Annotated in this window: 23 protein-coding genes; 7 read left to right on the forward strand and 16 right to left on the reverse strand. The window is 70.8% G+C overall.

What is annotated here, in order from left to right; translation table 11 throughout:
- Positions 1 to 137 precede the first annotated feature (137 nt).
- The 5 genes from ACFV20_RS13935 to ACFV20_RS13955 form a co-directional block, all read right to left on the reverse strand.
- Complete coding sequence (locus tag ACFV20_RS13935) at positions 138 to 356, reverse strand: hypothetical protein (RefSeq protein WP_385655967.1); 219 nt, start codon at positions 354 to 356, stop codon at positions 138 to 140.
- Between the two features lie 155 nt (positions 357 to 511).
- Positions 512 to 1,474 carry a zinc-binding alcohol dehydrogenase family protein gene (locus ACFV20_RS13940; protein WP_385655969.1) on the reverse strand — a complete coding sequence of 321 codons (963 nt, stop codon included), beginning with the start codon at positions 1,472 to 1,474 and terminating at the stop codon, positions 512 to 514.
- A gap of 225 nt (positions 1,475 to 1,699) precedes the next feature.
- On the reverse strand, positions 1,700 to 1,993 hold the full coding sequence (locus tag ACFV20_RS13945; protein WP_385655971.1) for a DUF1330 domain-containing protein: 294 nt from the start codon (positions 1,991 to 1,993) through the stop codon (positions 1,700 to 1,702).
- 33 nt (positions 1,994 to 2,026) lie between these two features.
- Positions 2,027 to 3,460 (reverse strand): MFS transporter, encoded by a 1,434-nt coding sequence (locus ACFV20_RS13950; protein WP_385655973.1) that lies wholly within the window; start codon positions 3,458 to 3,460, stop codon positions 2,027 to 2,029.
- Positions 3,457 to 3,819, reverse strand: coding sequence for a MarR family winged helix-turn-helix transcriptional regulator (locus tag ACFV20_RS13955; protein ID WP_381433536.1), 363 nt, complete (start codon positions 3,817 to 3,819; stop codon positions 3,457 to 3,459). Before ACFV20_RS13955 ends, ACFV20_RS13950 begins: the two co-directional genes overlap by 4 nt.
- Positions 3,820 to 3,962: 143 nt before the next feature.
- Between ACFV20_RS13955 and ACFV20_RS13960 the strand changes: the two genes are divergently transcribed.
- Both ACFV20_RS13960 and ACFV20_RS13965 read left to right on the forward strand, forming a co-directional pair.
- The gene (locus ACFV20_RS13960) at positions 3,963 to 4,418 is read left to right on the forward strand and encodes a transposase (RefSeq protein WP_385656108.1); all 456 of its coding nucleotides are present in this window, start codon (positions 3,963 to 3,965) and stop codon (positions 4,416 to 4,418) included.
- A gap of 265 nt (positions 4,419 to 4,683) precedes the next feature.
- Positions 4,684 to 6,207 (forward strand): RICIN domain-containing protein, encoded by a 1,524-nt coding sequence (locus ACFV20_RS13965; RefSeq protein ID WP_385655975.1) that lies wholly within the window; start codon positions 4,684 to 4,686, stop codon positions 6,205 to 6,207.
- Between the two features lie 72 nt (positions 6,208 to 6,279).
- Here ACFV20_RS13965 and ACFV20_RS13970 read toward each other — a convergent pair whose 3' ends face one another.
- Positions 6,280 to 6,786, reverse strand: a complete 507-nt coding sequence (locus tag ACFV20_RS13970; RefSeq protein ID WP_385655977.1) for a hypothetical protein — start codon at positions 6,784 to 6,786, stop codon at positions 6,280 to 6,282.
- Positions 6,787 to 6,834: 48 nt separating this feature from the next.
- Positions 6,835 to 7,929, reverse strand: a complete 1,095-nt coding sequence (locus tag ACFV20_RS13975; RefSeq protein ID WP_385655979.1) for a hypothetical protein — start codon at positions 7,927 to 7,929, stop codon at positions 6,835 to 6,837.
- 343 nt (positions 7,930 to 8,272) lie between these two features.
- Here ACFV20_RS13975 and ACFV20_RS13980 point away from each other — a divergent pair, with 343 nt between their 5' ends.
- From ACFV20_RS13980 to ACFV20_RS13990, 3 genes are all read left to right on the forward strand, one after another.
- Complete coding sequence (locus ACFV20_RS13980) at positions 8,273 to 8,992, forward strand: hypothetical protein (RefSeq protein ID WP_385655981.1); 720 nt, start codon at positions 8,273 to 8,275, stop codon at positions 8,990 to 8,992.
- 94 nt (positions 8,993 to 9,086) lie between these two features.
- Complete coding sequence (locus ACFV20_RS13985; RefSeq protein ID WP_385655982.1) at positions 9,087 to 10,739, forward strand: FG-GAP-like repeat-containing protein; 1,653 nt, start codon at positions 9,087 to 9,089, stop codon at positions 10,737 to 10,739.
- A gap of 389 nt (positions 10,740 to 11,128) precedes the next feature.
- Complete coding sequence (locus ACFV20_RS13990) at positions 11,129 to 11,752, forward strand: class I SAM-dependent methyltransferase (protein WP_385656110.1); 624 nt, start codon at positions 11,129 to 11,131, stop codon at positions 11,750 to 11,752.
- Here ACFV20_RS13990 and ACFV20_RS13995 read toward each other — a convergent pair.
- The 9 genes from ACFV20_RS13995 to ACFV20_RS14035 all read right to left on the reverse strand — a co-directional run bounded on the left by ACFV20_RS13995 (position 11,721) and on the right by ACFV20_RS14035 (position 21,655).
- On the reverse strand, positions 11,721 to 11,963 hold the full coding sequence (locus ACFV20_RS13995) for a hypothetical protein (protein ID WP_385655984.1): 243 nt from the start codon (positions 11,961 to 11,963) through the stop codon (positions 11,721 to 11,723). The two genes, ACFV20_RS13990 and ACFV20_RS13995, sit on opposite strands and share 32 nt — an antisense overlap.
- A complete protein-coding gene (locus tag ACFV20_RS14000; protein ID WP_385655986.1) occupies positions 11,941 to 13,809 on the reverse strand; it encodes a carbamoyltransferase in 1,869 nt (622 codons plus the stop codon). The genes ACFV20_RS13995 and ACFV20_RS14000 overlap by 23 nt, the downstream gene beginning before the upstream one ends.
- 1 nt (position 13,810) lies before the next feature.
- Positions 13,811 to 13,999 (reverse strand): hypothetical protein, encoded by a 189-nt coding sequence (locus tag ACFV20_RS14005; RefSeq protein WP_385655988.1) that lies wholly within the window; start codon positions 13,997 to 13,999, stop codon positions 13,811 to 13,813.
- Positions 14,000 to 14,009: 10 nt separating this feature from the next.
- Positions 14,010 to 14,927, reverse strand: coding sequence for an Inducer of phenazine A (locus ACFV20_RS14010; protein ID WP_385655990.1), 918 nt, complete (start codon positions 14,925 to 14,927; stop codon positions 14,010 to 14,012).
- Positions 14,928 to 14,970: 43 nt separating this feature from the next.
- Positions 14,971 to 15,906, reverse strand: coding sequence for an NAD(P)/FAD-dependent oxidoreductase (locus ACFV20_RS14015; protein ID WP_385655991.1), 936 nt, complete (start codon positions 15,904 to 15,906; stop codon positions 14,971 to 14,973).
- Between the two features lie 3 nt (positions 15,907 to 15,909).
- A complete protein-coding gene (locus ACFV20_RS14020) occupies positions 15,910 to 17,196 on the reverse strand; it encodes an MFS transporter (RefSeq protein WP_385655993.1) in 1,287 nt (428 codons plus the stop codon).
- Positions 17,189 to 18,121, reverse strand: a complete 933-nt coding sequence (locus tag ACFV20_RS14025) for a phytanoyl-CoA dioxygenase family protein (protein WP_385655994.1) — start codon at positions 18,119 to 18,121, stop codon at positions 17,189 to 17,191. The genes ACFV20_RS14020 and ACFV20_RS14025 overlap by 8 nt, the downstream gene beginning before the upstream one ends.
- A gap of 47 nt (positions 18,122 to 18,168) precedes the next feature.
- Positions 18,169 to 20,079, reverse strand: a complete 1,911-nt coding sequence (locus ACFV20_RS14030; RefSeq protein ID WP_385655996.1) for a carbamoyltransferase C-terminal domain-containing protein — start codon at positions 20,077 to 20,079, stop codon at positions 18,169 to 18,171.
- 112 nt (positions 20,080 to 20,191) lie between these two features.
- On the reverse strand, positions 20,192 to 21,655 hold the full coding sequence (locus tag ACFV20_RS14035; RefSeq protein WP_385655998.1) for a radical SAM protein: 1,464 nt from the start codon (positions 21,653 to 21,655) through the stop codon (positions 20,192 to 20,194).
- A 1,017-nt stretch (positions 21,656 to 22,672) separates the two neighbouring features.
- Between ACFV20_RS14035 and ACFV20_RS14040 the strand changes: the two genes are divergently transcribed.
- Together ACFV20_RS14040 and ACFV20_RS14045 are read left to right on the forward strand one after the other, a co-directional pair.
- Positions 22,673 to 23,929 (forward strand): NAD(P)/FAD-dependent oxidoreductase, encoded by a 1,257-nt coding sequence (locus ACFV20_RS14040; protein ID WP_385656000.1) that lies wholly within the window; start codon positions 22,673 to 22,675, stop codon positions 23,927 to 23,929.
- Positions 23,930 to 24,103: 174 nt separating this feature from the next.
- A complete protein-coding gene (locus ACFV20_RS14045) occupies positions 24,104 to 25,858 on the forward strand; it encodes a protein kinase (RefSeq protein ID WP_385656002.1) in 1,755 nt (584 codons plus the stop codon).
- Positions 25,859 to 26,153 lie beyond the last annotated feature (295 nt).

A 26,153-nucleotide genomic window follows, 5' to 3' on the forward strand; every position in this document is an offset into this window, starting at 1 on the left:
AGCTGCGCGCGGTGGAGAAAGGCCGGCGCTCCCCGCTCGCGGCGCCGCGCCCGGCACCGGAACCCGACTGAGCGCCCCCGCGCCGGTACAGCACGCGAGGGCCCCTCGTAGGCGCACATCGTCCCCGGCCACGGCCGTCATCCGACCTCTGCGACGCCTGCGGCCGCGAGTATTCCGATGACGATGAGGAAGACACCGACGATCAACGGGCCCAGCCGCACCGTGGATTCGCCCGCGGCGGCGTTGGCCCGCCCGACGGCTCCTCGCCGACCAGTGGCGGCGCGGGCGAACTTTCCGCTGCAGAGCACGAGGGTGATGCCGGCGAGGATGCCGAATACGGCGACGAAGATTCTCATCGAGGCCTCCGAGGACTCGCGGGAAAAGCGTGTGTCCGCCCCTGGGGGCCGGACACGCCACCCAGTGCTGCAAGGCGTCGTGGCGGGTGAGACGCCGGCGGGTGACGGCGCGGGCCGACCGTAGGGCCGTACGGTGGCAAGACGGGCGTTGGTCGTCAAGGGCGGAGGATCAGTTTCCCCTTCGTACGGCGGCCGAGCAGGTCCTCGTGCGCGTCGCGGGCCCGCGCCAGGTCGTACTCCGCGCCGACCAGGGGCCGCAGGCGACGCCGCGCCGTGAGGTCGAGCAGTTCCGCGAGCTCCGCACCGCCGGCACCGTTCCTGGCGATGAGCGGGATGACCCAGAAGCCGGCGACGGTGATGCTGTCCACCGCCAGTCGGCTCGGCGCGATCGCGGAGGCCGCCTGCCGGGACAAGGCGCCGTAGGTCACCAGTCGGCCGAGGGGCGCGAGTGTGTCCAGGGCGGCGTCGAGGACGGGGCCGCCGATGGCGTCCAGGACGATGTCGACCGGGTGTCCGTGGTTGGCGTCGAGGACCCGCTCTCGATAGCCGGCCGCGTCACCGTCGATCGCCGCGTCCGCGCCGAGTTCGAGAGCCAAGGCGCGCTTCTCGTCGGACGATGCCGTGGCGATGATCCGTCCTGCCCCGAACTCCCGGGCCAGTTGGACGACGAGACCGCCGGTCCCGCCCGCGGCGGCATGGACCACCACGCTCTCACCGGGCCTGATACGCGCGACCGACCGCAGCAGATGCCACGCCGTCAGCCCCTGTACGAGAACTGCCAGCGCTTCTCCCGCGCCCACCCCCGGCGGCAACGCGACCAGGTGGCGGTCGGCGACAACCGTCTTGGCGGCATAACCGCCCTGCGGAACATAGCCGAGGACTCGTCGGCCGGCTGCGGTCCTGCCGACGACCTCCATGCCGGGAACACGGGGCAGCGGGCCTTGGGGGGCGTACGGACCGTGGGTGTGTTCGCCCGCGATCTGCTTGATGTCGCCGAAATTGACACCCGCGGCCTCCACCTGGACCAGAGTCTCACCCGGCCCCGCCGACGGATCCGGCACATCGGCCTCCTCCAGGACCTCCGGGCCACCGAACCTCCCGTACTGCAGGGCACGCATGACATCCCTTCCGTCAGATCACTGTTTCCAGCCCGTCCGACAAGCTGTCCCGCAATGCCGGCCAACACCCGGACTTGGGCGGAGTGCGGTCACCGGCCCGGGAAGCGGACGCCCCAGAGGTCCTCTTCCAGGAGGAGTCCATTGGCCAGGTGGCTGATGGTGCGTTACCAGCCGGCCGGCACGAGGAGCTTGAGGCACTTCAGTGAAGATCCGACCGGACCTCGGTCAGTCGATGCCTTCGACGATGCGGAAGTCGCGCTCGACACCGTCGGAGAGGGCGACCAGCGCCTCCTGGTAAGCCGCACTCTCACGTGCCGCGACGGCCTGCTCGAAACTGTCGAACTCGACCAGGACGGTGCGCTCGGCGACTCCGGCGTCATACGCCGCGACCCGACCACCACGGACGACGGTCCGACCGCCCCCGGCCTGGACGGCCAGAGCGGCCAGCCTGTTGTAGGCGGCCAGCTTCTCAGGGTCTGAAATGGTGCGGTAGACGCTGACCCAGTAGCCCTTGGGCATGGAACCTCCAGTGTTGGGATGAATGCATCTGACTTACGGGTTGGTCTCGGACGAGCGTCGGCGGGCGAGAGCGAGGCTTGTCAGCGTCGTGATCGCCATGGCGCCGATGCCGACCAGCGACGCGGTGGTGTAGGCGCTGTCGCCGGGGAAGAGGTGGCCGGGGCCGGTGCCCGCGGCGAGGACGAGGCCGCCGATGGCGCTGCCCAGGGAGTACCCGACGCTGCGGACCACGTAGTTGAAGCTCATGGCGCTCGACGTCTCGCTCTCGGGAGTGACGGCCAGGATGACGCCGGGCATGACGGCTGAGAAGCCGCCGACGCCGAAGCCGAGCACGCCCATCGCCGCGAACAGTTCGGCCAGGTCCGACCGGGCCGCCGCGAACAGGGCGAACCCGCCGCCGACCACGACGGCGCTGCCGGCCAGGAGCAGGGGGTCGGCGATCCGCGTCCGGACCCGCGGCGCGAGCTTGCCGGCGACGAACCCCAGCACCGAGAACGGGATGAGGACCAGCCCGGCGACGAAGGTCGTCAGCCCGAAGCCGTAGCCGGCGCCGTGCGGCGTCTGCGCGTACCTGGTGATGAGCGTGAGCAGGAGGTACATGCCGATCCCGCCGACGAACATGGCGAGGTTCGCCCCGGCGACCGCGGGGTGCCGCACCGCCCGCACATCGACCAGGGGCGTCGTGCTGCGCAGTTCGATGACGGCCCAGACGCAGAGCAGCACCACCGCGACGACGGTGAGGCCCGCCGCCACGGCGAGGTGCCGGCTCCACAGATTCCGTTCGCCGGCGAGGAACAGCACCAGGAGCAGCGCAGCGGCCAGGACGACCGCGCCTTTCACGTCCACGTGGGCGGAGCGGCCTGCGGGGGCTTCCGGCATGGAGTGCCACGCGGTCAGGAGGGCGGCGGCGGTGACGACCAGGCCGAGACCGTAGGCGGCCCGTACCCCGCCGAGCTCCGCGAGCAGGGCGGCCAGCGGGTAGCCGACGCCGGCCCCGATGATCGAGACCACCGAGATCAGGGCGATCACGGCCGCGCCGCGCTCCTCGGGGAGGTGGTCCCGGGCCACGCCCATCATCGGCGCCGTCAGCCCGAGCCCGACGCCCTGGGCCGCCCGGCCGGCCAGCAGCCACGCGAACGGCAGCGGCAGCACGGTGAGCGCGCTGCCGACAACGACGACCGCCAGCGTGGCGAGGATCGCGGCCCGCCGGTGCGGGCCGGCTCCGAGCCGGCCCAGGACCGGCGTGGCGACGGCGCCGCTGAGCAGCGCGACGGTCAGCGTCCACTGCGCGCTGCCGAGCGAGACGTGGAACGAGGTCGCCACGCTGGTGATGAGCGGCGTCCCGAGGCTGGCGACCGCCGCCACGACCAGGGCGATGAACATCAGGGCGGGGACCAGCAGCCGCGCCTCGCACCGCGCCACCGGTAACGCCTTCGCCGCGACCTCGCCGACCGGCTGCCCGGTCACTGCTTCGGCCCTTCGCGGTCCTCGCTTTCGAGCTCTGCCAGATGCTTCAGCGCCGGAAGGGCCGCCACCAGCGCCTCGACCTCGTCGCCGGTGAGCTCGCCGATCAACCGCTCGAACGCGTGCACGCCCGCCTGGCGACGCGTCCGGACATACGAGGCGCCGGCCTCGGTCAGGCACACCAGCGTGACCCGCTTGTCGGACGCGTCGCCCCGCCGCTCGACCAGGCCGGACTCCTCCATCACCCGGACCAGGGCGGTCATCGCGGGCTGGGTGACGCCCTCGACCGCGGCCAGATCGGTGATGCGCCGCGGGCCGGTCCGGTCCAGGGTGGCCAGGGTGGCGGCGGACGTCAGGCTCATGTCCCGGGGCAGGCGTCTCGCGGCCCTGGTGGCCAGGCCGTAGAGGGCTGCCCCGATGGCGGCGGACGCGCCAGGAGCGGTGTCTTCACGACTCATGCTCGAAGCATAGCAGTTTTATATTCATAGTTTATGGAAATGGTCGACTGGCGCCGACTCCCCGGGCTCCGCTCGGAGCCGAGGGCAGCATCGAGGAGTTCGTGGACGGCCACCACGTACGCCGATGCCGCTACCGCGGCCTCGCGAAGACGCACGTCCGGCACGTCCTGACCGCACTCGCGAGCAACGTCGGCGCACTCTCTGGACCGCCGTCCCGTAGCCGCTTGAAGTCCCCCCCAGCCGCCCGCATCGGATCAGCAGCGCACTCGTGTCGAATTCGCCGCCCGCAGGCACGCCCGTGTGTCGACGGTCTCCCTGAACGGATGCCGAGGCCGGTGCTGTCCCGGTGGATGTCGGAGGGAAGCGCCAGACCGCCACAGGTCAAGTCGGCCTCGACCACTACCAGGACAAGCGCTGGGCCTCATGGCACCGGCACATCACGGTCACGCTCGCCATGCTCGCTTGGCCTTGTGACCGCCGTCGGCGACGTCCCGTGTGGGTGACCTGCTCTCAGCCTGCTTTCTCCGCTGGGGCGGGAGAAGAGTGGGCTTGCGTGACTACTGGAGAAACGATCCTGTGCCCTGGGTGCGCACTGTCCGGAAACCCGTTTTGCACATGCATTCCCCTTTCTGAGGCCTCCGCGTGCCGGGAGGATTTGTCCGCAGTTCGCCTCGGGCGGATGCAAGACGACCGGATCTCGAGACAGGGGCGAGGTATGACGGTAGGCCAGGACCGTCGGGAGCGGGCGCGAGGAACGGGGGGAGGTCGATGAGCACTGCCCAGCCCACCACAGGTGACGAGAACGCCGTTCCGCCGATCAGCACGGTCTCGGGGACCGGGGCTGCGGGATTCAAGGGCGACAACGAGCCGGCCGTCTCGGCTCAGTTGAACCGCCCGTACGGCATCGCAGTGGACAGCACCGGAACCCTCTACTTCTCCGACTCCAACAACCACCGCGTCCGGAAGATCACGACCGACGGGAAGATCAGCACGGTTGCGGGAACCGGGTCCGCGGGCTTCAGCGGGGACAACGGCCCTGCCGTCGCGGCCCAGTTGAACTGGCCGCGCGAAGTTGCGGTCGACAGTGCCGGCGCCGTCTACATCGCCGATGGCAACAACCACCGGGTGCGGAAGGTCACCCCGGACGGACGGATCAGTACCGTCGTCGGCACAGGCGCCGCGGGCTTTAGCGGGGACGACGGTCCCGCCACCGCCGCCCGGTTGAACCTCCCCACGGGGGTGGCGGTAGACAGCGGCGGCACCCTCTATGTCTCCGAGTACCACAACAACCGCGTGCGGAAGATCACGACCGACGGCCGCATCAGCACGTTCGTCGGCACGGGGGCTGTCGGCGCCGGTGGAGATGGCGGCCCGGCGGTTTCAGCGCAGCTGAACCGCCCGCACGCACTGGCGGTCGACGGCACGGGCGCCCTCTACATCGCGGACTACGCCAACCACCGGGTCCGCAAGGTGACGGCCGACGGGAAGATCAGCACCGTCGCCGGGGCGGGCGCATCGGGCTTCAGCGGGGACGACGGTCCCGCCACCGCCGCCCGGCTGAACGGCCCGGTCGGAGTGGCGGTGGACAGCGCAGGCGACCTCTACATCGCCGACTACGGCAACCATCGAGTCCGCAGGGTCGCTGCGGACGAGAAGATCAGCACGGTGGCCGGCACGGGCACCGCAGGCTTCGGTGGTGACGGCGGCCCGGCCGCCAAGGCCCAGCTGTACCACCCGTACGGGCTGGCCTTGGACTGCGTCGACACCCTCTACATCGCCGACCACGTCAACAACCGCCTACGGAAGATCGCGTCGACGAGGCTGGCCGGGTTGCCCGACTCGGGCACTGTGGTCTCCTGGGCCAACGTGCGCAGCAGGCTACGGATGGGGATCGTGCGCGAGTCCGTCAAGGACGGGGCGGAGGTCCATCAGATGCTCGCGGCGTCCAGGGATCATCAGCGGTGGAGGGTGGTCGCGGCGGGTCAGCACGACGGCGACGTCCTGTACCGGATCGAGAACGTGCGCAGCGGCAAGGTTCTGGAGGTCGTCGGAGCGCAGGAAAGGTCCGGGGCAGTCATCGCACAGCGCGGGTACGAGGGCGCGGACGCACATCATCAGCAGTGGAGGCTGATCCCGGTAGGCCCGGTGGACGGCACTCCCCGAGTGTTCGAAATCGCGAACCGCAACAGCGGTCTGCTCCTGCGGGTCGACACCAATGCCCGCGCGGCGATCACCCAGGACGGGTCGGAGGGCGATCACCAGGGCCGGCAGTGGCAACTGCTTCCCGTATGACACCGGAGGGCAGGGGCACTCTCGCCCCTGCCCTCTCTTACACCCTGCCCTGTCTCTGCTCCGCCCCGGCCCCTATTCGGAACGGGACGGCTTCTCCGCGGTCGCCTTGGGCGCGGTGGGTGCCTCAGGTGCTTTCGGCGTCTGCGGGGTTTTGGGCGGCTGGGCGTAGTCGCTCTTCTTCGGCCTGCTCTGCAGATCCTCGTCCTTCTGCAGATCGCTGTGATCTGTCACTGTCGCGCTCGCCTTGTTCATGCCGGCGGACGCTGCATCGCTCACCGAGCCGGGATCGGTGGCGTATCGGGCCTGCGTGTGGGCGGACGCCTGGGTGCTCTGGATGAAGGAGCCGAGGAAGCCCAGGACGGCCCGCGCTTCGGGTGACGTCTCCTGCACGATCTTCGCTCGGGAGGAAGCGCCATGGATCGCGCTGTTGAACAGGCTGGTGCTGGTGTCGTCGTACGTGTCGCTGCCGGCGTCCTCGAAGTCGACGTCCTCGCCGAACGGGGGCTTGGTGCCGTCAGTGGTCACGGAGAACAGTCCCGCGCCCGTGCGCGCGGAGTTGAAGATGTTGTCGAACACCATGGTCGTCCCCTCGGTCGTCGTTGTCGTTGTGGTGGCGGTTCCGCGCGGTCAGGGCTGCTTGTACAGGGTCTGCGGGCTGACGGCCAGGCTCTCGCTGTCGAGCATCGTGTGGTGGACCTCCAAAGCGGAGACGACCTCGGCCAGTCCTTTCATGCGAAAACCGCCGGGTGCCAGGTCGATGTCGCCGATGTCCCGGGCGACCAGCTGGTCGAGGCCGGGGTAGGCACCGGACTGCGGAGGGGACAGGACCGCCACCGGCACGGCGTACTTCACCGCGATCAGTCCGGAGAAGGTCACCGGGATTTCGTAGGTGTACTGCTTACGGGTGCGTCGCTGCGTGACGAGGGTCTGCACGCGGGAGTTCGGCGGGACCTTGCCGGAAATCTGCGACTTCGAGGCCCAGCTGGTGTTCAGAGAGCCGCCCACGGTGGCCGCGATACCCAGGGCCAGCTGCGCGTTGAGCGACGCGTTGCCGGTGGCGCTGCCGGTGGTCGTGAATCCCACCGAGTTCGTCATCCCGTTCGACGAGGAGTTCGTCGCGGAACTGCTCGCGGACGTTTCGGTGGTGTTGGCGTTGTCGACTCCGACGCTGTCCTTGCTGTTCTTGTTGGTCACGGTGTTTGCGTTCTTGTTCGCCGTACCGTTCTGGCACGACGCCTGAAGCTGCGACTGGAGGTCCAGGCGGAGCTGGTTCTGCAACTGCAGCTGGAGCGAGGCGCCGACGCTGCCGCCGAAGGTGAGCTTGGCGTCTCCGTGGAGCGACCACGTGACACCGTTCGAGACGGTGAAGTCCACCGAGTCGGTGAAGGTCATCTCGGACTGGCTGCGATTGACGTACGTGCGCGAGGAGAACGTGTCGGGCGGGGGCTGGCCGATGTCGCCGCGTACCTCGATCAGCGGCTCCCCGAGGTTCATGTAGGCGAGCCACCCCAGTTGGAACGCGCTCCCGGGGAAGTTGCCGAAACTCGACTTGTTCACGGAGAACCCGACGGGCTTGTGTTTCGCCCCGTAGTCGTCGACGTAGATCAGGCTGGGATGGTTCAGGATGGACTGCCAGGTCTGCTGGATGTTGAGCTCCCGCAGGTTCTTCTTGGTCAGCGGCTGACGCTTGGCCTGTACCAGGTTGTACGCGTTGGAAGTCATTCCCCGTCCTCGACTGATATGGCCGAATGTGAATCGGTGAATTCCGAACAAGGATCTGCGCGTTCCCGATAGCTGAAGCTAGCACGCTCTTCGAAATCTCAGAAGATGGCGCCGTATTGTGCGCTCAATCGAGTGATGTGGCATCCGGGGTATTCTCAACTGCCCTGCTCCGCAACTAACTTGAGAATCTGCCGGACACTCGGATGTGACTGTTAATTGCTGGCCGGAAAATGTCAATGGACTTCGCCGGCTGGTGCTGCGGTTCGAATCTGGTTACTGCAGCCACTGCATTGAGCGTCCGACGTGTCGTTCTCCACATTGAGGGACAGGTGAGGTTTCCGCGATGTACACCCAAGAACGCACGGCGATGTCGAACCTGGTCGTCGGCGGCCCGGTGGCGGTGAACAGCTACGACAACGCGATCGTGGCGGCGCTGGTCGAGAACCGGCCGGTCATGCTCGTCCACGCCTTCAACGGCGGCTACCTGCGGCCCGCCGAACTGAAGGAGGAGAGCCACGACAAGGGCGTCAAGCTCGCCACCGCGCTCGACGAGGCCACCAAGGAGGCGAAGGGCCACCTCTGGCACATCACCCCCGCCGGCTTCTTCGGGCAGCGACCGCTGTACTTCGTCGAGAGCGCCGCAGGTCAGGTCACGCCCAAGCCCGCCGCGGCAGGCGACGCCGAGACCGGCCGCGGCGACGACGGCGCGCCGAAGCCCAAGCGCAGGCGCATCACCGTCCACCAGGACGCCCCCAAGAGCACCTGCGACATCGTCCAGGTCGGCCTTCCCGACAAGGTGGGGGACAAGTGGCGCGGAAGGAACGGCGCGCCCGAGGACACCCAGCTCTGGGTCGTCACGGTGACCCCTTGGGGCGGGATCACCTTCGTGCCGATCACCCATCCCGACACCATCCTCGGGTTCAAGGACCACGCGGTGACGGCCGACAGCGAGGTCCGTGTCACCCGCAACTGGGGCGGTGACTTCACCGGGACGGTCATCAACACCTTCTACCCGCGGCTGCCCAACGAGTGGGACGTCCCGTACCACCACGTCTTCACGTGATGCCCGGCCACCGCCGCGCCGCACCCGCCCCCAGTCGCGGCCGGCCCGCAGTCGCCGGCCGCGGCACCCCCGACCGCCTGGAAGAGGCATCACGATGCCCGTGCCCATCGAAGACCTGAAGCTTCAGATCGTCAACGCCGCCACGGGGAGGACCCTCGGTGTCAAGGCCGCGCCGAGCACGGACGGAGCGCTCGTCGCCCGCGCCGTCCCCGATGACGACCCGAGCCCACACCTGTGGCAGCTCGCTCCGGTACAGACGGCGCAGGACGACCGGATCCATGTGATCCGCAACGCGTCCAACGGCAAGGTGCTCGACAACCCCGCGACCCCCGAGCGCGGCGTCCGTCAGTGGGACGCCTCCGCGGGCAAGAAGAGCCAGCAGTGGCGCGTCGTCCCCGTCGACGGCGAAGCGGGCCTCTACTTCATCGAGGGCGCCACCGACGGCGCTGTCCTGGACCTCGGAGCAGCAGGCCAGGACGACACCAAGGTCGTCCTGCGCGAGTACGACGACAACGCGGAAACCCAGCGCTGGAGGTTCGTCCCAGCCGAGCCGGAGCGCACCAGCGATTCGGTACTGCGCTGGTCACCACTGGATCACTGGAACGGCCGCCGGTCCTGGCGGCTGACCCGGTCGGCCTCGCTGCGGCCGGCACCCGACGCGACGCCCTCCTTCAGCGATGCGCTGCTGGTCGTCAAACGCTTCGGCAGCGACCAGGACGCCGGCGGGTGGCAGAGCGACGGCGCGGGACACCTCCCCGACGGGCAGTCCACCCGGTGGGCCGGGCTGGGCGAGCGGTTCCTTGCCGACACCACAGGCACAGGGCGCGTGGACATCGTCGCCATCAAACCCGCGAAGGGCGCTGTGACCGCGGCGGGCCGGGGTGACGGGACCTTCGACGACAACGAGCGCGTCCTGCACCCACCTGCCCCCGCCCCTCATGCCGCGGACCTGTGGACCTCCCTGGACACGACGGGCGACGGCAGACCCGACATCGTCGTGCTGGCCGTCGACGGTGTCCGGGTGAGCGCACAGGACGAGGGCGGGACCTTCGCACCCACCAGCGGCAAGCTGGTCCTCAAAGCGTTCGGACACGGCCGGCAGGCCGGGAGCTGGCTCACCGGCAAGCACCCCCGGTTCCTCGTCGACACCACCGGCGACGGGCGCGCCGACATCGTCGGCTGCCATGACGACGGCGTGTGGATCTCCCTCCAGAGCGAGGACGGCACCTTCGACGAACCTCTGTACGTTCTGGACGACTTCGGAACCGACCAGGGGTGGAGCTCAGTCCGGGAACACCCTCGGTTCCTCCTCGGGACCACCCGTGGTGGTCCGGTGGACATCGTCGGATTCGGCCCTCAAGGCGTTGTCGTCGCACGCGGGCGGGGCGACGGCACGTTCGAGCCGGCGCAGCTCGTCCTGAACGACTTCGGGCTCGCCCAGGGGTGGACGGGCAGCAGACACCTGCGCTTCCTCGCCGACGTCACCGGTGACGGCACCCCGGACATCGTCGGCTTCGGCGACGAGGGAGTCTGGGTGTCGCACAGCCGCGGCGACGGCCGCTTCGAGCAGGCACAACTGGTGTGCCGCGGCTTCGGATACAACGACGACGCCGGCGCCTGGCGGGTCGACCGTCACCCCCGCTTCGTCACCGACATCACCGGCGACGGACGGGTCGACATCGTCGGATTCGGCGGCCCCGGCGTATACGTGGCACGAAACCTCTTCCGCCGCTTCAGAACCCGATAGCGTCCCCGACGTCTGTCATCCTCCCGCTCCGACGCAGGCGGGCCCGCTGATCTCGGGACAGGCGCGTAAACGACCGGCGTCTCTTCACGAGCCGTCAGCGCCGCACTCACTGTTCGTTGCCGGTGCCGTTCGCTCCGCTGAGATCCGCGCAGACCTTCAGGCGCAGGCTGATGGCGTCGTCATCGTGCGATCCCGCTGCTCGATCGGCAGGTCGGGCAGCGGACGCCTCGATCCTGCCGACGCCTTCAGCCCGGCGAGCTGAACCTCGGACAGCCCGGACGACGGCTTGACCCGCTGCGGATCATCCGCCGGACATCGACCCGCCCGAACCCAGGCAACGCATCAACGCCCTGTGGCGAGTTGGGGAAAACCCCTAGGATCGGTCGGTGATGGAGAGCGCAACGCTTGCGGAAGTCTTCGACGAGCTGGCCGACAGCTATGACCACGGGCACCATGAGGAGATCGCGCGGGCCCTGATCGCGTGGGCCGATCCCGGTGCCACCGCCAGGGTCGCCGACGTGGCGTGCGGTGCGGGTGCGGTGGCGCTGCAAGTCGCCCGGGGCCGGCCGGACACCGCACCGGCCGTCCTGGCCGTCGACCTGTCGCCGGGCATGGTCGCCACGGGCCGCGACCGCGCCGCCGGCCTCGTCCCGGTCGGCGCGATCGACTGGCGGGTCGCCGACGCCGTACCGCTGCCCGTCCCGGATCACTCCCTGGACGTGGTGCTCTGCGCCTCCTCGCTGCACTTTCTCGGCCGTCGCGTGATGGACGACTGGCTGCGCGCCCTGCGCCCCGGGGGCCGGGTGGGCTTCACCCTGCCGTTGGCCACGCATTTTCGCCCCTCGGAACGCTTCGCCCGCCACATCTGCCGTGACGTGCCATTGCCCCGCACCGCACGGGAGGCCGACGCCTGGGCGACTTCATGCGGTTTCTCCGGGGCCGCCTCGCGGATCCTCGACCTCGGAACACGCCGTGTGGCCGTCATCGTGGCGAACGCGCCCGCCGGGGACTGACGCCCGGTCTGCGGGTTCGGCCGGACGACGACACCGTGCGGCGGCCGGTACGCACCGGCGGCTGCAGATAGGTCGGCCGGCGGGCGTCCCAGGAGCGGCGCAGCGGGTCGTGGACCGCTCGTACGCACAGCCCCGCGGGGGTGACCACCGCGAAGTACAGCACGGCCAGCCCCACGTGCCGCAGCCGCTCAGTCCACAGGGATCGCGGCACGCCAGTCACCCTCCTCACGCCACTCGGGCTGGTCCCGCTTGTCCAGCAGGAAGTCGCCCAGGACCAGCAGATCGATGCGCGTGCGCATGAAGCAGGCGTAGGCCTCCCGGGCGTCCCGCACGATCGGCTCCCCCCGCACATTGAACGACGTGTTCACCAGCACCGGACAGCCCGTCTGCTCCCGGAACGCGGTGAGCAGCGCGTGGAAGCGCGGGTTGTGCTCGGCCGTCACCGTCTGCACGCGCGCCGAGCCGTCGACATGGGTGACCGCCGGAATGGTGGAGCGCGGCACCCGCAACAGCTCCAGTCCCGACACACCCTGCGGTGGGGGCCCGCACTCCTGCCGCCGGGCGGCGGCGACCTGCGCGGTCAGCAGCATGTACGGGCTCTCCTGGGGGAGTTCGAACCAGTCCTTGGCGTCCTCGGCGAGCACCGCGGGCGCGAACGGCCGGAAGGACTCGCGGAACTTGGTCTTGAGATTGAGGGTGGACTGCATCAGCGGGTCGCGTGGGTCGGCGAGGATGGACCGGTTGCCGAGCGCACGCGGCCCGAACTCCATCCGTCCCTGGCACCAGCCCACCACCCGGCCCGCCGCCAGCTCCGCCGCGACCCGCTCCGTCAGCGCCCGCTCCGGCATCCGTACGGCGGGGTAACCGCCTTCGGCGAGGAAGTCCTCGATCTCCTGGTCCGAGCAGGCGGGGCCGAGCAGCGCCCCCGCCATCGCGTCCCGGCCGCTGCCGGCGTGGGCGCGGGGCGCCCCCCGGTGGTGCGACTCGGCCAGGGCGGCGCCCAGCGCCCCGCCCGCGTCCCCCGCCGCCGGCTGCACCCACAACTCGTCGCACACCCCGTCCGTCAGGATCCGTCCGTTGGCCACGCAGTTCAGCGCGACGCCACCCGCCAGACACAGCCGCCGCTCCCCGGTGCGTTCCAGCACCGTGCGGGCCAGCCGCCGCAGCACCTCCTCGGTGACCTGCTGCACGGACGCCGCCAGGTCGAACTCCCTTTGGGTCAGCGGTCCTTCGGGAGTCCGGCGTGGGCCGCCGAACAGCTCCTCGAAGGCCCGGCCGACCATGGTCAGCCCGTACTGGAAGGTGAAGTAGCCGAGGTCCAGGCGGAAGGAGCCGTCCGGTTTCACGTCGATCAGCCGCTCCCGGATGAGCGGCGCGTACCGCGGGGTGCCGTAGGGCGCGAGGCCCATCAGCTTGTACTCGCCCGAGTCGACCTTGAAGCCGCAGTAGTACGTGAACGCCGAGTACAGCATGCCGAGCGAGTGCGGGAACGACAGCTGTGCGAGTGGGACCAGCTCGGTGTCCCGGCCGTGCCAGAGCGTCGTGGTCTCCCACTCGCCCACGCCGTCCACGCACAGCACCGCCGCCGAGGAAAACGGGCTCGGGAAGAACGCCGATGCCGCGTGCGAGGCGTGATGCCGGTGTGCCACCACCGGGGGCAGCGGCCGTCCCCGGGCCAGCTCACCCAGCCGCGCCCGTACGTCGTCCACGGCACGCCGCTTCCAGCCGGTCCATTCGGGCCACGCCCGGCGGAACACCGGAAAGCCGCGGGGAGCCGTGGCCAGCCAAGTCGCCAGCACCCGGCGGAACTTCAAGGCCGGATCCTCATAGAACGCCACCGCCGCCAGGTCGTCCAGGCTTAGCCCGGCCTCCCGCAGACAGGACACGACGGCGTGGGCAGGGAAGGCCGCGTCGTGGCGGCGCCGGGTGAACCGCTCCTCCTGCGCCGCCACGAGCGGGACGCCGCCGGCCACGACGGCGGCCGCACTGTCGTGGTAGTAGGCGGAGATGCCCAGGACCGGGCGGTCCGGGCCGGTCCCGCTGCCGGAACGGGCCATCTCAGAACAGCGGGTAGACGGAGGCGTCGTCCTCGGGCTGCGGGCGCATCCCGTGCGGCGGGGCGTCGGTGGAGGGGGCGGCCCGGTGCCGACGGCGCAGCCAGGAGGCCAGGCGGCGCACTGCCGGCACGGACGCGGGGCGGCTTTCCCGGGGGGCCTCGCCGTGCGCCTCATGCGGGAACTCGGGCATCACAGGCTCCTCACGCCAGATCGAGACGGTCGGCGAGCTGCCGGGCCACGAGGTCGTAGCCCAGATCGGTGCAGTGCACCCGGTCGATGAACAACCAGTCCTCCGGGCCGGCCACGTCGGCCAGCGCCACGTTCATGTCGAGGAACGGTACGTGCAGACCGGCGCATCCGGCGGCCAGCCGGCCCGCGTAGGCGCGGCCCACCGCCATGGTGGAGATGTCGTTGTGGAACCGGCGGAAGTTGGACACCTCGTCCAGCTCCTCGAACAGCAGCTTCTCCCGGGGCAGCGGCTCCTCGCGCACCCAGGGCGCGAGCGGCTGGAGGACGAAGGTCAGCCGGGCGCCGAGCCCGTCCGCGAGGGTCTTCCACGCCCCGAGGTGCCGCAGCGTCAGCTCTGCGGCGTGCGCCACCCGCCGCTCCGGTGGCGGGACGACGTCGGGGGCGGGCCCGCAGTCGAAGAACGCTCCGTGCCGGCCCTGCTTCTTCTCGGGCAGTCGGCTGAGCACGAGATTGTTGACGCCGGACACCAGCACGATGTCCTCGACGGGCGGCAGTTCGTGCAGGAACAGGGTGAACAGCATCAGTTCCTGCGCGGAGTTGTGGCTCTGCCCGGCGATGTTCAGCCACGGCAGCCGGGGGGCGTGGGCGTTCCACAGCCGGGCGGAGATGGTTGCCGCGTCGCCGGTGGCGCCCACGCCGAAGACCGCGGAACTGCCGGCGAGCACCCGCACCGGTCCGTCCGGGCGGTCGTCGCCGAGGCCGGCCAGAAGCCCGGCCGGCCCCGGCGTGACCCGGAAGCCGTGCCGGTCGGTCGTGTAGACGGGTGTCTTCTCGTTTCCGTACTGGAAATAGCCCAGGTACGGCTGGTCCTCCAGGACGAAGGTGTAGTGCTCCATGTGCGGGGCGAACTCGGCGCGGGGTGAGGTCATCGCGAAGGGGCTCCCGTGGCTGGGTGGGACGGTCGGCGTGCGCTCACCGGGCGGGCTGCGGAGGCGGCGGCTCGGGCAGGGAGCCGGGCCGGTCCTCCCGGATCAGGTCGGCGTTGATGGCCATGCCGGCCAGCCCGCCGCTGGCGGCTGCCATCGCGGCCTGCTGCATGTTCCGGCCGAGGTCACCCGCCACGTACAACCGGGGCAGGCTGGTGCGGCCGCGCTCGTCGGTCTGTACCGACTCCAGGTCAGGGGCCTGCAACCAGGGACGCAGCGGGTCCACCCGGGGCTCGATGTCCAGATGCAGGAAGAGCGCGCCGTAGGCGGCGGACCGGCCGTCCTCGAAGATGACCTCGACCCCCTCGGGGTGCGGCTTGAACTCGCTGATCCCGTCGGCCACCACGGGCACCCCGGCCGCGACGAGCCGGTCGCGTTCGTCCCGCGGCAGGACGCGCCGGTCGGACAGGTAGGTGATGTCCTCGGACCACACCGTCAGAGTCGCGGCCAGGCACTCGCTGGGCACGTTGCCGCCGTACACGGCGAAGCTGCGCTCACGCACCTCCCAGGCGTGGCAGTAAGGGCACTCGAATGCCGCCCTGCCCCACAGGTCCGCGAGGCCCGGGACCGCGGGAAGCACCGAGCGCACCCCGGCCGCGTACAGCAGGGTGCGGGCGTGGAAGCTGCCGGACTCCTTGGTGGTGACGACCACCCGGTCGCCGTCGCATCCCGCCGACATCACCTCGTCGTCGCGGAAGGTCACGTCGTACGCGGCGAGCTCGGCGCGGGAACGGGCGCGGAAGTCCGCGATCGGCGCCCCGTCGTTGGTCAGCACGTTGTGCATGACCCCGGCCGCCATGTTGCGGGCGTCACCCGAGTCGATCAGCAGCACCTTTCGGCGTGAGCGGCCCAGGTACAGCGCGCCGTTGAGGCCGGCCGGGCCGCCTCCGACGATCACCGTGTCGTAGAGCTGTGTGTCCAACGGTCACCCCTTGTCGAGTAGGTCGTTGTGCGGGGACGGGTCGGCCGCCGCTGGGGCGGTGTCCTCGCGCAGCGGCGCGAGCAGCAGGAGGGCACCCACCGCCAGGACGGCACCGCACACCACGAAGACGGCGGGCACGGACAGGGCTTCGGCGAGCACACCGCCGAGCGTGGCGCCGACCGGCATGGAGCCCCAGGAGCACAGCCGGGACACGCTCATCACCCGGCCCTGCAGCGGCTCCGGCGTGAGCCGCTGGCGCAGCGACATCACGGGGATGTTCCAGCCCATCATGAAGACGCCGTTGGCGGCCAGTGCGAGAGCGGCGAGCGCCGGCTGCCGCAGGAAACCCAAGGCTACGTACGCGGCACCCGACGCCGCCAGGGACCACCGGGCCAGCCGCAGCGCGGTCAGCCGGCCGACGGCCCGGGGCGCCAGCCAGCTGCCCGCGACGGCGCCCACCGAGCCTGCTGCGAGCAGCAGCCCGTACCCGGTGCCGTCCAGCCCGAGAGCGTTGTCGCTGAGCAGGACCAGCATCGAGAACGTCGCCGAGAACACCAGCCCGTACAGGGCGCTCGCGGCGAGGGTCAGCCTGAGCGTGCGATGGTGAAGGACGAATGTGAGGCCCGCCCGGATGTCGCGCAGCACTCCGCCGCGCGTGCCCCGCGGGACGTCCGGGCGGGCGGCGCGGGGGAGCGGGGCGAGGCCGAGCATGAGCAGCGCGGCCAGCGCGTACATCGTGCCGCCGGTCGCCACCGCCGCGACGGCGGTCACTGCCACGAGGAGGCCCGCGACGGGCGGCCCGACCATCTCGTTCAGCACGATCTGTGCCGCGGACAGCCGCCCGTTGGCGCGTTCCAGCTGCCGCTCGTCGACCAGCCGTGGCAGCATCGCGGGCGCCGCGGTGTCGGCGAGGGTCTCGGCGATACCGAGCACGAACGCCAGCGCGTACAGCAGGGCCAGCGGGCGGTGGTCGGCGAGGGCCACGGCCGCTGCGAGCAGGGCCGCGGCGCGTACCGTGTTGCTGGCGAGCACGATCCGGCGCCGGTCCGAGCGGTCCGCCAGGACGCCCGCGGGCAGCGCGAAGAGCAGCCAGGGCAGCATGTTGACGGTGGTCAGACCGGCGACCACTGCGGGGTCGGGATGGTGTGCCACCACCAGCAGCGGCAGCAGGGTACGGGTGATGCCGTCGCCGGCGTTGGAGGCGGCGGTCGAGGCCCACAGCCACCGGAACGGTCGGCCGAGGTCCGCCCGTCGGCCCGGTCCGGTCGCGGGCCGTGCGGTGTCAGTCAACAACGCCTCCCCGGGATGCGTCGTCCCGCGGCACACCGTCGTCGGACCACGCCCGCAGGCCCAGCAGTCGTTCGCCCAGACCGCTCAGCCGCGCCGGTCCCCACAGCTCGGCCTCGTCCTTGCGCACCCCGCCCTCGGGGGGATGCGGGGGCACCCGGTCCCGCCAGAACCGCACCCGGGCCTCCCGCAGTTCGGCGTGCTCCTCCCAGGCGGGTGCCATGGTCAGGTACTGGGCCATGCGCACCCGGTCCTCGGACACATTGGGATGCACACCGTGCGGCAGCAGGCTGTTGAAAATGATCAGGTCACCGGGACGGACCCGGGGCACGGTGATCGAGTGGCCGGTGATGTCGGGCGTGAACGGATCGCGATCGGCGGGCTGTTCACTCACCCACTTCTCCCACTCGGTGAAGATCTCCGGCACGCACTGGAACCCGCCGATCTTCTCGTCGCCGTCGGTGAGCGAGAGCACCGCCTGACAGCTCACCGGCAGCGGATCCGTGGAGGTGTCCACGTCCCAGTGGACGAACCCCTCGAAGGCACGTGGCCCCCGGTTGGGCGGGTTGACGTTGGCGAAGTCGATGGTGACCCACAGGTCGGTGCGGTCCCAGATGTCGGCGAAGGCGCCGTAGACCCGGGGGCTCTGCCGCACGTCCCACTGGGCCTGGTGGTTGTACATCTCGACCAGGCCGCTGTGCCCCGGGAGCCGGTCGTTGCCCGTGTGCGGCGAGGTCCAGGTCGAGGGGTCGTCCGGACGCATGTCCAGGAAGGAGTACAGGCCCTCGGTCAGAGTGGCCACGGTCTGCGGCTTTACCGCCTGACGCACGATCACATAGCCCTGGGTGACCCACTGCTGCCAGTCCGCCGGGGACAGGACGCGCAGCGGCTGGGTCTTGACGATGTCACGCAGGGGAACGACGGCCACGGATACTCTCCAGATCAGGGGTCGCAGGTTGCTGGACGGGGCGGGCCTCACTCGACGATCAGGCGGTGTTCCGGAAGTGCCACAGCGTCCAGGTCGGTGCCCGTGAGCAGCTCCAACGCCTCTTCGAGGCGGTTGAGGAGCGGGCGTCCGCCGGCGTTGGCGCTGGTGTTGATCAACACGGGCAGGCCCGTGCGTGCCCCCACCGCATGGCACAGCCGGTGCAGCAGGGGCTGAACACCGGGCGTCACGGTCTGCAGCCGGGCGGTGCCGTCGATGTGCCGGGCCTCGGCCAGCTGCCGGGCCCGGTCCGGCCGTACCCGCACCGCGAACAACATGGTCTCGGCGTGATCCAGGGGACCGGTGAAGAACTGGTCGGCCACCTCCTGCGGACAGATCGGCGCGACCGGCCGGAACCACTCACGTTGCTTGATCGTCTCGGAAACGTACCGGCGGGCGCCGCTCCAGTGCGCCGAGACGAGCAGAGAACGGTGACCGAGGGCTCGCGGCCCGGTCTCCAGGCCACCCTCCAGCCACGCCACGCACCGCCGTTCGGCGAGCAGTTCGGCGACCCGCTCGACGAACTCCTCGTCGTCCACTGCGCGTCGCACGGACAGCGCCGGCTCGGCCGGTGCCGCCGCTGGACGGGCGGCCGCCTCGGTACCGTCGGCATCCAGAGCCTCCAGAGCCTCCAGAGCCTCCAGAGCCTCCAGGCCCGTCAGCGGAGGTCCGGCGTAGGCCAGCGGCGCCCAGCGCGGACCGCCCAACAGCGCGGGGCGGTCGGCCGGATCGGCGACGGCAAGCGCCGCGCCGAGCGCGACCCCCGAGTCGTCGCAGCACGTCGGGACGTGGATCCGGGAGAACAGGCCGGACTCGGCCAGGCGCGTGTTGGCGGTGATGTTGAGGGCGCAGCCACCCGCGTAGCACAGCGTGGTGTAACCCGGGAACCGGCGGCTGATGCCGGTGACCAACTGGAGCAGGTCGTCCTCCACGGCGTGCTGCAGGGTCGCCGCCAGGTCCCGGCAGACCCGGTCCTCGGGAGAGGTTCCCACCAGCGTGACAACGCCGTCCGCGCTCCGGATCTCGTCAGGGAACACCGAGCCGAAGGAGTGCACGACGTCGTCGTCCGAGGAGTCGGCCAGGCCCGCGTCGAGGTAGCCGCCGCTGACCGAGTCGTACTCCCACCAAGTACCGGCGTAGCGCAGCGCGGTCCCGGTCAACTCCCTCTCGTCCAGCACCTCGTACAGGTCCGGTGCGGCACGCCGGGCGGACTGCGGGACCAGCATGGCGCGCAGCACCGGCAGCAGGGCCCCGTCCGTCTCCCCGGTGGCCGTCAGCCCGAGCAGTTTGCCGGTGTCGAACTGGCTGCCGTGGACCCGCCGGGCCAGCGCCTCGTAGACCAGGCCGAAGCGCGGGCCGCCGCGGTTGGTGAGGGACATCACCGGGGTGAGCCGGTCGCCGTCGCCGATACAGACCATGCCGCATTCGGCGTAGTTGCCCGTCCCGTCCAGCGCCAGCACCAGGGCTCTCCGGGCGCCGGAGGTGTGATACGCAAGGGCGGCGTGCGCGTAGTGATGGCGTACCGCCATGAGGCTGATGTCGCCGAGACCGTGGGCCAGTGGCCAGTCGACGGGCTTGATCGCACGGGTCACCGCCTCGGCCAGACCGGTGACGCCGGGCGCCGCCCAGCGCGCGTCCTCGTTGACCAGCTCGACCAGCGCGGGCGGCACCACCTGGCATCGCGGTGTGTACCAGTCCGCCACGGCGATCCGGGTCACCGGGCTCCCCGCCCGCTCCCGCAGCTCCGCCAGCCACTCGGCGGCGGCGTGCGGGAAGTCGCCGTTGCCGCCGCACACATGACGCAGGCCCAGCCGTCGCTCCGCCTCGATGACCCGGTAGCCGTCCGCGTCGGTGAGTGCGGCCCCGGCGTCATGGCCGAAGTGCAGTCCGATCGTTGCCATGGAACCTGTCACCCTTCCTCGGCCCGGAACTGGGTCACGGGAGCCGGGTCGTGGACCGGCGGGGCCGCCGCACCGTGCGGGCGACCCGTCGGGGAGAACGTCGGCGCGGAGATCAGGACAAGCCGGCGAGGCTCTGCGCGTGATGGCGCTCCAGCAGTCCCTGCACCACCTCGCGCATGTAGGCGCAGTAGCCGGGCGACATCACCTGGATCGAGCCGTTCTCCTCCTCCAGAGCGCCGGCGGATCCGCCCGAGCAGGTGCCCTGCAGCTCACAGCCCTGGCAGCCGGGGCCGTTGGTGTAGGCCCGCATGCCGTAGTCCTGGTAGGCGGGCGAGGCGAAGATGCCGCGCCAGTCGTCGATGGTGCCGAGCTTGCGGGCGGTGGCCTTGCAGGCGAACACACTGCCGTTGGGCTCGATGGAGAGCTGACGGCCGACCGCCGGGCAGGTCTTGTAGTCGGCCTGCTCGGCCCACTTGGCCTCGTCGATGATCATCTGGAAGGTCTGGTACCAGTAACCGCTGAGCTGCACGCCGCGCTCGCGCCCGTAGTCCACTGCGGCCAGCAGCCGCTGTGCCACGTCGTGCGGGCTGTGCTTCTGGAAGAACTCCTTCGCCTGGAAGGACACGATGACGTCCAGGCTCTCCAGGCCGGCCTCGGCGACGAAGTCGATCAGCGGGGTGCCCCACTTGTCCCAGGTGTACTGGGAGAGCACCGAGGTGATGCTGACGGGCACGCCCGCGGCCTTCATGTCGAGGATCGCCTTGCGGACCACCGCCCAGGGAGTGCGCTGCTGCTGCCCGCCGCGGAACTCGCCGGTCTCCGGCACCAGGTAGTCGATGGAGACGGTGGTGTCGACGCGGTGCTCGGCGAGCGCCGCCAGCAGTTCGGCGTCGATGCGAGAGCCGTTGCTGGTCAGGTCGTACGAGAGGGAGACCCCGTCGTGGCGGTCGCCGAACGTGCGCAGCACGTGCAGGATGGTGTTCCGGGCCAGGGTCGGCTCGCCGCCGAAGAACGACACCGTGAGATGCCCGCCCCCGTTGGCCTTGCGCAGCTCGATGGCCTCCCTGACGGTCTTCTCGGCCACCTCGCGCGACATGTGCATCGAGGGATTGCGGCCCTCGTCCGAGCCGTGGTTCCAGTCGCCGCGGGCGAGCGTGGGTCCGGAGTCCGGACGGCCCGGCGCGTCCTCGCGGGAGCGGCGCAGCTCGACCAGGACCGGACCGGGTTTCACCGACTCTCCGGAGGTGTTGCGCTCCTCCACACCCCCGTCGAAGTTGTACGCGAAGCAGCCCTGACAGGAGAAGTTGCACGCGTTGGTGAGCACGAGCTGGATGGAGGAGTGGAAGACGCCGCTGCTGAGCACTTCACGCCTGCTCTCGAGCAGGGTGTCGATCTCCTTGGCCTCGTCGTGCCCCACCTCGACCAGGAAGCGGGCTTCCACGAGGTCACGCAGCGACTCCTCGTCGACCCGTTCGCGTAACCGCTGCCAGCTGATGCCCCCGGAGGCCTCCCGCAGGAGTTCCACGATGTCCCGGTCGATCAGCCGCGCATTGCCGAAGAGTGAATGAAAGGCCATGTTTCGCTCGCCGCCCGAGAATGCGTCGAGCCGGCCGCCGAATGAGCTGAAATCCCGATCATCCGCGCCGCGCAGGGTGCGGATGTAGCGCGAGGACTGGTACATCGAATTCTGCATGGCTGAAGCCTTCTCCCTGCGGGTCACGAATTCCGGCGCGACGGAAAGGCGTACACGAGGGCCGGGACGGCGGTGCCGCGGTCACAGGCGCGCGGCGCGGAACAGGGCAGGTCCCGGCGCGCGCGGTGCCGGGGCCCAGCCGGCGAGCGGGGCCCCGGGTGTGGATCAGCCGTCAGGCCGGCTCACACTCTTTTCGTTGGTCAGCGGAGGCCGGGGCGGTCTCCGTCCGCTGACGCTGGGGCGTGATGGTCGGGGCGTTGCCCCTGTCCGGCGATACGAACGCGCACGGACGGCTCGACGCCGTGACCGCGGGTCGGGCGACCTTCCTGACTTCGGCCATACGGCCCTCCTCGGTGAGTGAGGCGAACAATGCGACCCACTGAAGCAGAAGTGAGCGAGGCCCAATAAGACGTCAACCGGTCATGCTGGAATTGCCCGTTTACCGAGGGACGACGACCATATCGATCACGCATTACGCACCGCGCGGCTCCCTTTGGGGCGGCCTCACCTGCTACCCCTGCTTGATCAATTCATTGGGGACGACCCGCTGCGCGGCGGCCGAAGTGCCGCACGCCGACGGGTTCTGGTCACCCAGGGGATGCGGCCGACAGATCGCCCACGCCAACCCGGCCCTCGATATTTTCTCCGTGCAGCACCCCTTTCGCCGTACCGGTCGCGGCGTCGTCCCTGGCGGTAAGGCGCGGTTGGGGCAGGCGGAGGCTGCGGCCGCCGGCCTCCTGTGCTTCCCGGACGCGTCGTCGGTGCGGTTCGCCTGCGTAGCGGTAGAGGCCGCGGTCGATCTGGCGGTAGAGGCTGCGGTCGATGGCCGGGCGTCACCCGTTCGAGTGCTTGTCCGCATCCGTGGCGGGGAGCGGCAGGGAAGCACACGAGAAGCAACGGATGCGGGAGGTGGTGGTCGTGATGGGCGCGGGCCTGGACGTCGTCGTGGTGGGGGCCGGAGTGGCGGGGCTGGCGTGTGCACACGACCTGGCCGCCGCCGGGCTGGACGTCGCGGTGCTGGAGGCCGGGGACGCGGTGGGCGGACGGATGCGGACCGACCGCCTCGACGGTTTCACCGTCGACCGGGGCTTCCAGGTCGTCAACCCGGCCTATCCGCAGATGCGCCGCCGCCTGCCCGCCCGGTTCCTCGCACCGCGCGCCTTCCTGCCGGGCGTCCTGGTGCACACCGGTGAACGGCCCGTGCTGCTGGCCGACCCGCGGCGCCGGCCCGACACGGTGGCCTCGCTGCTGTCCGGGCGGCTCGCCCGCCCGCGCGACGTAGCCGCGCTGGCCGTGCTCGGCGCCCGCGACGGACTCGGTCCGGCCCGCGCGCTCAAGAGCGCGCCCGAGCGCACCACGCGCACGGCGCTGGCCGAGGCCGGCTTCTCCGAGGCGTTCGTCGAGGGATTCTTCCGGCCGTTCGTGTCGGGCGTCTTCCTCGAGGATTCCCTGGAGACCTCCAGCCGGGTGTTCCATCTGGTGTGGCGCAGCATGCTGCGCGGCTCCCTGTGCCTGCCCGCCTTCGGTGTTCAGTCCGTCCCGCGCGCTCTGGCCGCCGCGCTGCCGGAGGACACCGTCCGGCTGGACACGCCGGTCGACGGGATCGTCGAAGGGGGCGTACTCACGGCGGACGGCACGGAGGTTCCTGCGCGGGCGGTCGTGGTGGCGACGGACGCCGACGCCGCCGCGAAGCTGCTGCCCGGTCTGTACGCCCCCGCACACCGCACGGTCACCACGTACTACCACGTAGCGCCGCGCTCTCCCCTCGGACAGCCCGTCCTGCTGGTCGACACCCACCGCCGCGTCCTGAACACCTGCGTCCTCAGCGATGTCGCGCCCGAGTACGCGCCACGCGGCAGCTCGCTCGTCGCGACCTCGGTGCTGGGCGGCGACGACGGGCCCGTGCGGACCAACGTGACCGAGGCGCTGTCCGAGATGTACGGCACCGACGCCACCGTCTGGGATCTGCTGACCGCCCGTACCGTCCACGGTGCGCTGCCCGCCATGCCGCCACCCTGGCCACTGACCCGGACCTGCCGCATCGCACCCGGCCGATACATCTGCGGGGACCACCGCGGCACGGGATCCGTGCAGGGCGCGCTCGCCTCCGGCGCGCGGGCGGCCCGAGAGGTGCTGCGCGACCTCGGCGGGCGCTGAGGCACGAGCCGCGGCGCACCGCTCCCGGCAGCGGGGACGAGCCGGTGCGATCCCGTCCACCATCGCTGCGGCATGCGCCGCACAGGCGGTTGGGGGACGGAGGCCGTCCCTCCACCGGGGCGTGCCCCGCACCTCCGCAGGGCCGTGCCTCACGCATCCCGTAGGCTCCCGGCCATGAACGACGGGGAATCCGGCAGACGGGTCATAGACGGGCGCTTCGAACTGCAAGGGCGGCTCGGTGGCGGCGGGATGGGCATGGTGTGGCGGGCGCGCGATCTCGTCCTGGACCGGGACGTGGCGCTCAAGGAAGTACGGCCCTCCGATCCCGGACTCGCCGAACACGATCCGCAGGCCGCCGCCATGCTCCGGGCCCGGGTGCTGCGCGAGGCACGGGCGCTCGCCCGAGTCGACCACCACAACGTGGTCACCATCCACCACGTGGTCGACACCGAGGACCACGCCTACCCCTGGCTCGTCATGGAGCTGGTGACCGGCGGATCGCTCCAGGACCGGCTCGACAAGGGCCCGTTGGAGCCCGTCGAGGCCGCCCGGCTCGGCCGCGAGGTGCTGGCCGCGCTGCGTGCAGCGCACGACGTCGGCATCCAGCACCGGGACGTGAAGACCGCCAACGTCCTGATGCGGCCCGACGGCCGCCCCGTCCTCACCGACTTCGGGATCGCGGCCATCAGGGAGTCGACCTCCCTGACCGTGACCGGCTCCATCATCGGCACACCCGACTACATGGCGCCCGAGCGCATCAGCGGCGGCGAGGGCGGCCCCGGCTCGGACCTGTGGTCGCTGGCGATGATGCTGTACGTCGCCGTCGAAGGACACCACCCGCTGCGCAGGGGAAGCACCCTCGCGACGCTGGCGGCTCTCCTGAGCGAGGAGCTTCCGCCACCCCTGCGGGCCGGAGTGCTGACCGGTTTCCTGAACGCCGTGCTCGTCAAGGATCCGGCGCGCAGAGCGGACGCGGAGACCGCCGACCGGATGCTCGCCGAAGCGGCCGAGGGCCGTGGCGCGGCTCCCGGCGTACTCGACGAGGCGGAGGCGGCCACCTCGTACCGGCTGGCTCCTCCGCCGGTGCCGACCCCCACACCTTCGGTGCCGGCCGGGGTCGCACCGCCCGTGGGCTTCGGCCCGCCGACCGGCTTCGGACCCACAGGACCGCACGACGCCGCGCCCCGCTCCACCGGGCCGTCGGCCCCCGCCCCAACTCCCTACCCGGTGGGCCCCACCCGGCCGACGCGGCAACGACCGGGAAGCCGGACGAAGAGCCGCGTCACGATCGCTTCCTCCGTCGCCGCTACCGTGCTGGCAGGAGTCCTCACATGGACGCTGCTGCCCGACGGAGGGCAGAACGACGATGCCAAAGCAGCCGACCCGACCGCCTCGGCCTCGACCGGCGCGCAGAACCCGGCCTCCGCACCGCCGAAGGCGTCCCGTTCGGCATCCGTGCCCCAGGCCGACGCCAAGACGGACCTGCTGACCCCGGACGGCATCCGGACGGCGGTGAAGGAGATCAAAGCCGCGACGGGCACGGACCGGGCCTGCGACCTGACCGTCTACCCGGGCTACGTGTCCGCGGAAGTCATGGTCAAGGGCAGTGACACCAAGTACGACAGCTACACCTACCGCCCCGCCGAAGGCGTCAGGAAGGGCATCATCAGCAGCGCCCTCATCGGCGGCGAACGCCCCTTCAGCCTGGACGACTTCGACTGGGACGTCCTTCCGTCCTTGCTGAAGCGGGCAGAGAAGGACCTGAATGTGGAGCGGCCGACCATGCGCTACGTCCTGGTCCGCCCGGCGGACGACACGTTCGGCAGCCCGCTGGGACTGGCCGTCTATCTCGCGGACGAGCACGTGACCGGCTACCTGGAAGCCGACCTCAAGGGCAAGGTGACCCGGGTCATGCCGGCTCAGGACTGATCCCTCGCACGCTCACCTCCGCCACCGCATCACGCCCGACCGTCTGCAGAGCGTGAGCCCGAGGTGTGAGCTGGAGAGAACGCACGGTCACGGATCGGGTGGTGGCGGCCATGGGAGAGCCAGTCCTGTTCGACGAGGCGATGTCCGAAGCTGCTGGACGGCCGCCCCAGGCCCGGGCGTCCGTGGTTACTGGCGGCACGGCGGGGCGGACGTCGCGCTGCTGCGGCCGGACACGCCCGACGGGGGCCCGCCCGGCGTCGCTCGTCCACGGCACCGGCGTGTGGGGGCACACCTC

Origin of the sequence: Streptomyces sp. NPDC059696, assembly GCF_042733745.1 — a bacterium.
In the GTDB taxonomy this organism is placed as follows: Bacteria; Actinomycetota; Actinomycetes; order Streptomycetales; family Streptomycetaceae; genus Streptomyces.

Bases quoted from the DNA above. Each gene is read 5' to 3' on its own strand.
- ACFV20_RS13945 (WP_385655971.1), bottom strand. From the start codon at position 1,993: ATGCCCAAGGGCTACTGGGTCAGCGTCTACCGCACCATTTCAGACCCT.
- ACFV20_RS13990 (WP_385656110.1), top strand. From the start codon at position 11,129: ATGGAGAGCGCAACGCTTGCGGAAGTCTTCGACGAGCTGGCCGACAGC.
- ACFV20_RS13940 (WP_385655969.1), bottom strand. From the start codon at position 1,474: ATGCGTGCCCTGCAGTACGGGAGGTTCGGTGGCCCGGAGGTCCTGGAG.
- ACFV20_RS13980 (WP_385655981.1), top strand. From the start codon at position 8,273: ATGTACACCCAAGAACGCACGGCGATGTCGAACCTGGTCGTCGGCGGC.
- ACFV20_RS13970 (WP_385655977.1), bottom strand. From the start codon at position 6,786: ATGGTGTTCGACAACATCTTCAACTCCGCGCGCACGGGCGCGGGACTG.
- ACFV20_RS13935 (WP_385655967.1), bottom strand. From the start codon at position 356: ATGAGAATCTTCGTCGCCGTATTCGGCATCCTCGCCGGCATCACCCTC.
- ACFV20_RS14040 (WP_385656000.1), top strand. From the start codon at position 22,673: ATGCGGGAGGTGGTGGTCGTGATGGGCGCGGGCCTGGACGTCGTCGTG.
- ACFV20_RS14045 (WP_385656002.1), top strand. From the start codon at position 24,104: ATGAACGACGGGGAATCCGGCAGACGGGTCATAGACGGGCGCTTCGAA.
- ACFV20_RS14000 (WP_385655986.1), bottom strand. From the start codon at position 13,809: ATGGCCCGTTCCGGCAGCGGGACCGGCCCGGACCGCCCGGTCCTGGGC.
- ACFV20_RS14010 (WP_385655990.1), bottom strand. From the start codon at position 14,927: ATGACCTCACCCCGCGCCGAGTTCGCCCCGCACATGGAGCACTACACC.
- ACFV20_RS14005 (WP_385655988.1), bottom strand. From the start codon at position 13,999: ATGCCCGAGTTCCCGCATGAGGCGCACGGCGAGGCCCCCCGGGAAAGC.
- ACFV20_RS13985 (WP_385655982.1), top strand. From the start codon at position 9,087: ATGCCCGTGCCCATCGAAGACCTGAAGCTTCAGATCGTCAACGCCGCC.
- ACFV20_RS13955 (WP_381433536.1), bottom strand. From the start codon at position 3,819: ATGAGCCTGACGTCCGCCGCCACCCTGGCCACCCTGGACCGGACCGGC.
- ACFV20_RS14030 (WP_385655996.1), bottom strand. From the start codon at position 20,079: ATGGCAACGATCGGACTGCACTTCGGCCATGACGCCGGGGCCGCACTC.
- ACFV20_RS14035 (WP_385655998.1), bottom strand. From the start codon at position 21,655: ATGGCCTTTCATTCACTCTTCGGCAATGCGCGGCTGATCGACCGGGAC.
- ACFV20_RS13975 (WP_385655979.1), bottom strand. From the start codon at position 7,929: ATGACTTCCAACGCGTACAACCTGGTACAGGCCAAGCGTCAGCCGCTG.
- ACFV20_RS13965 (WP_385655975.1), top strand. From the start codon at position 4,684: ATGAGCACTGCCCAGCCCACCACAGGTGACGAGAACGCCGTTCCGCCG.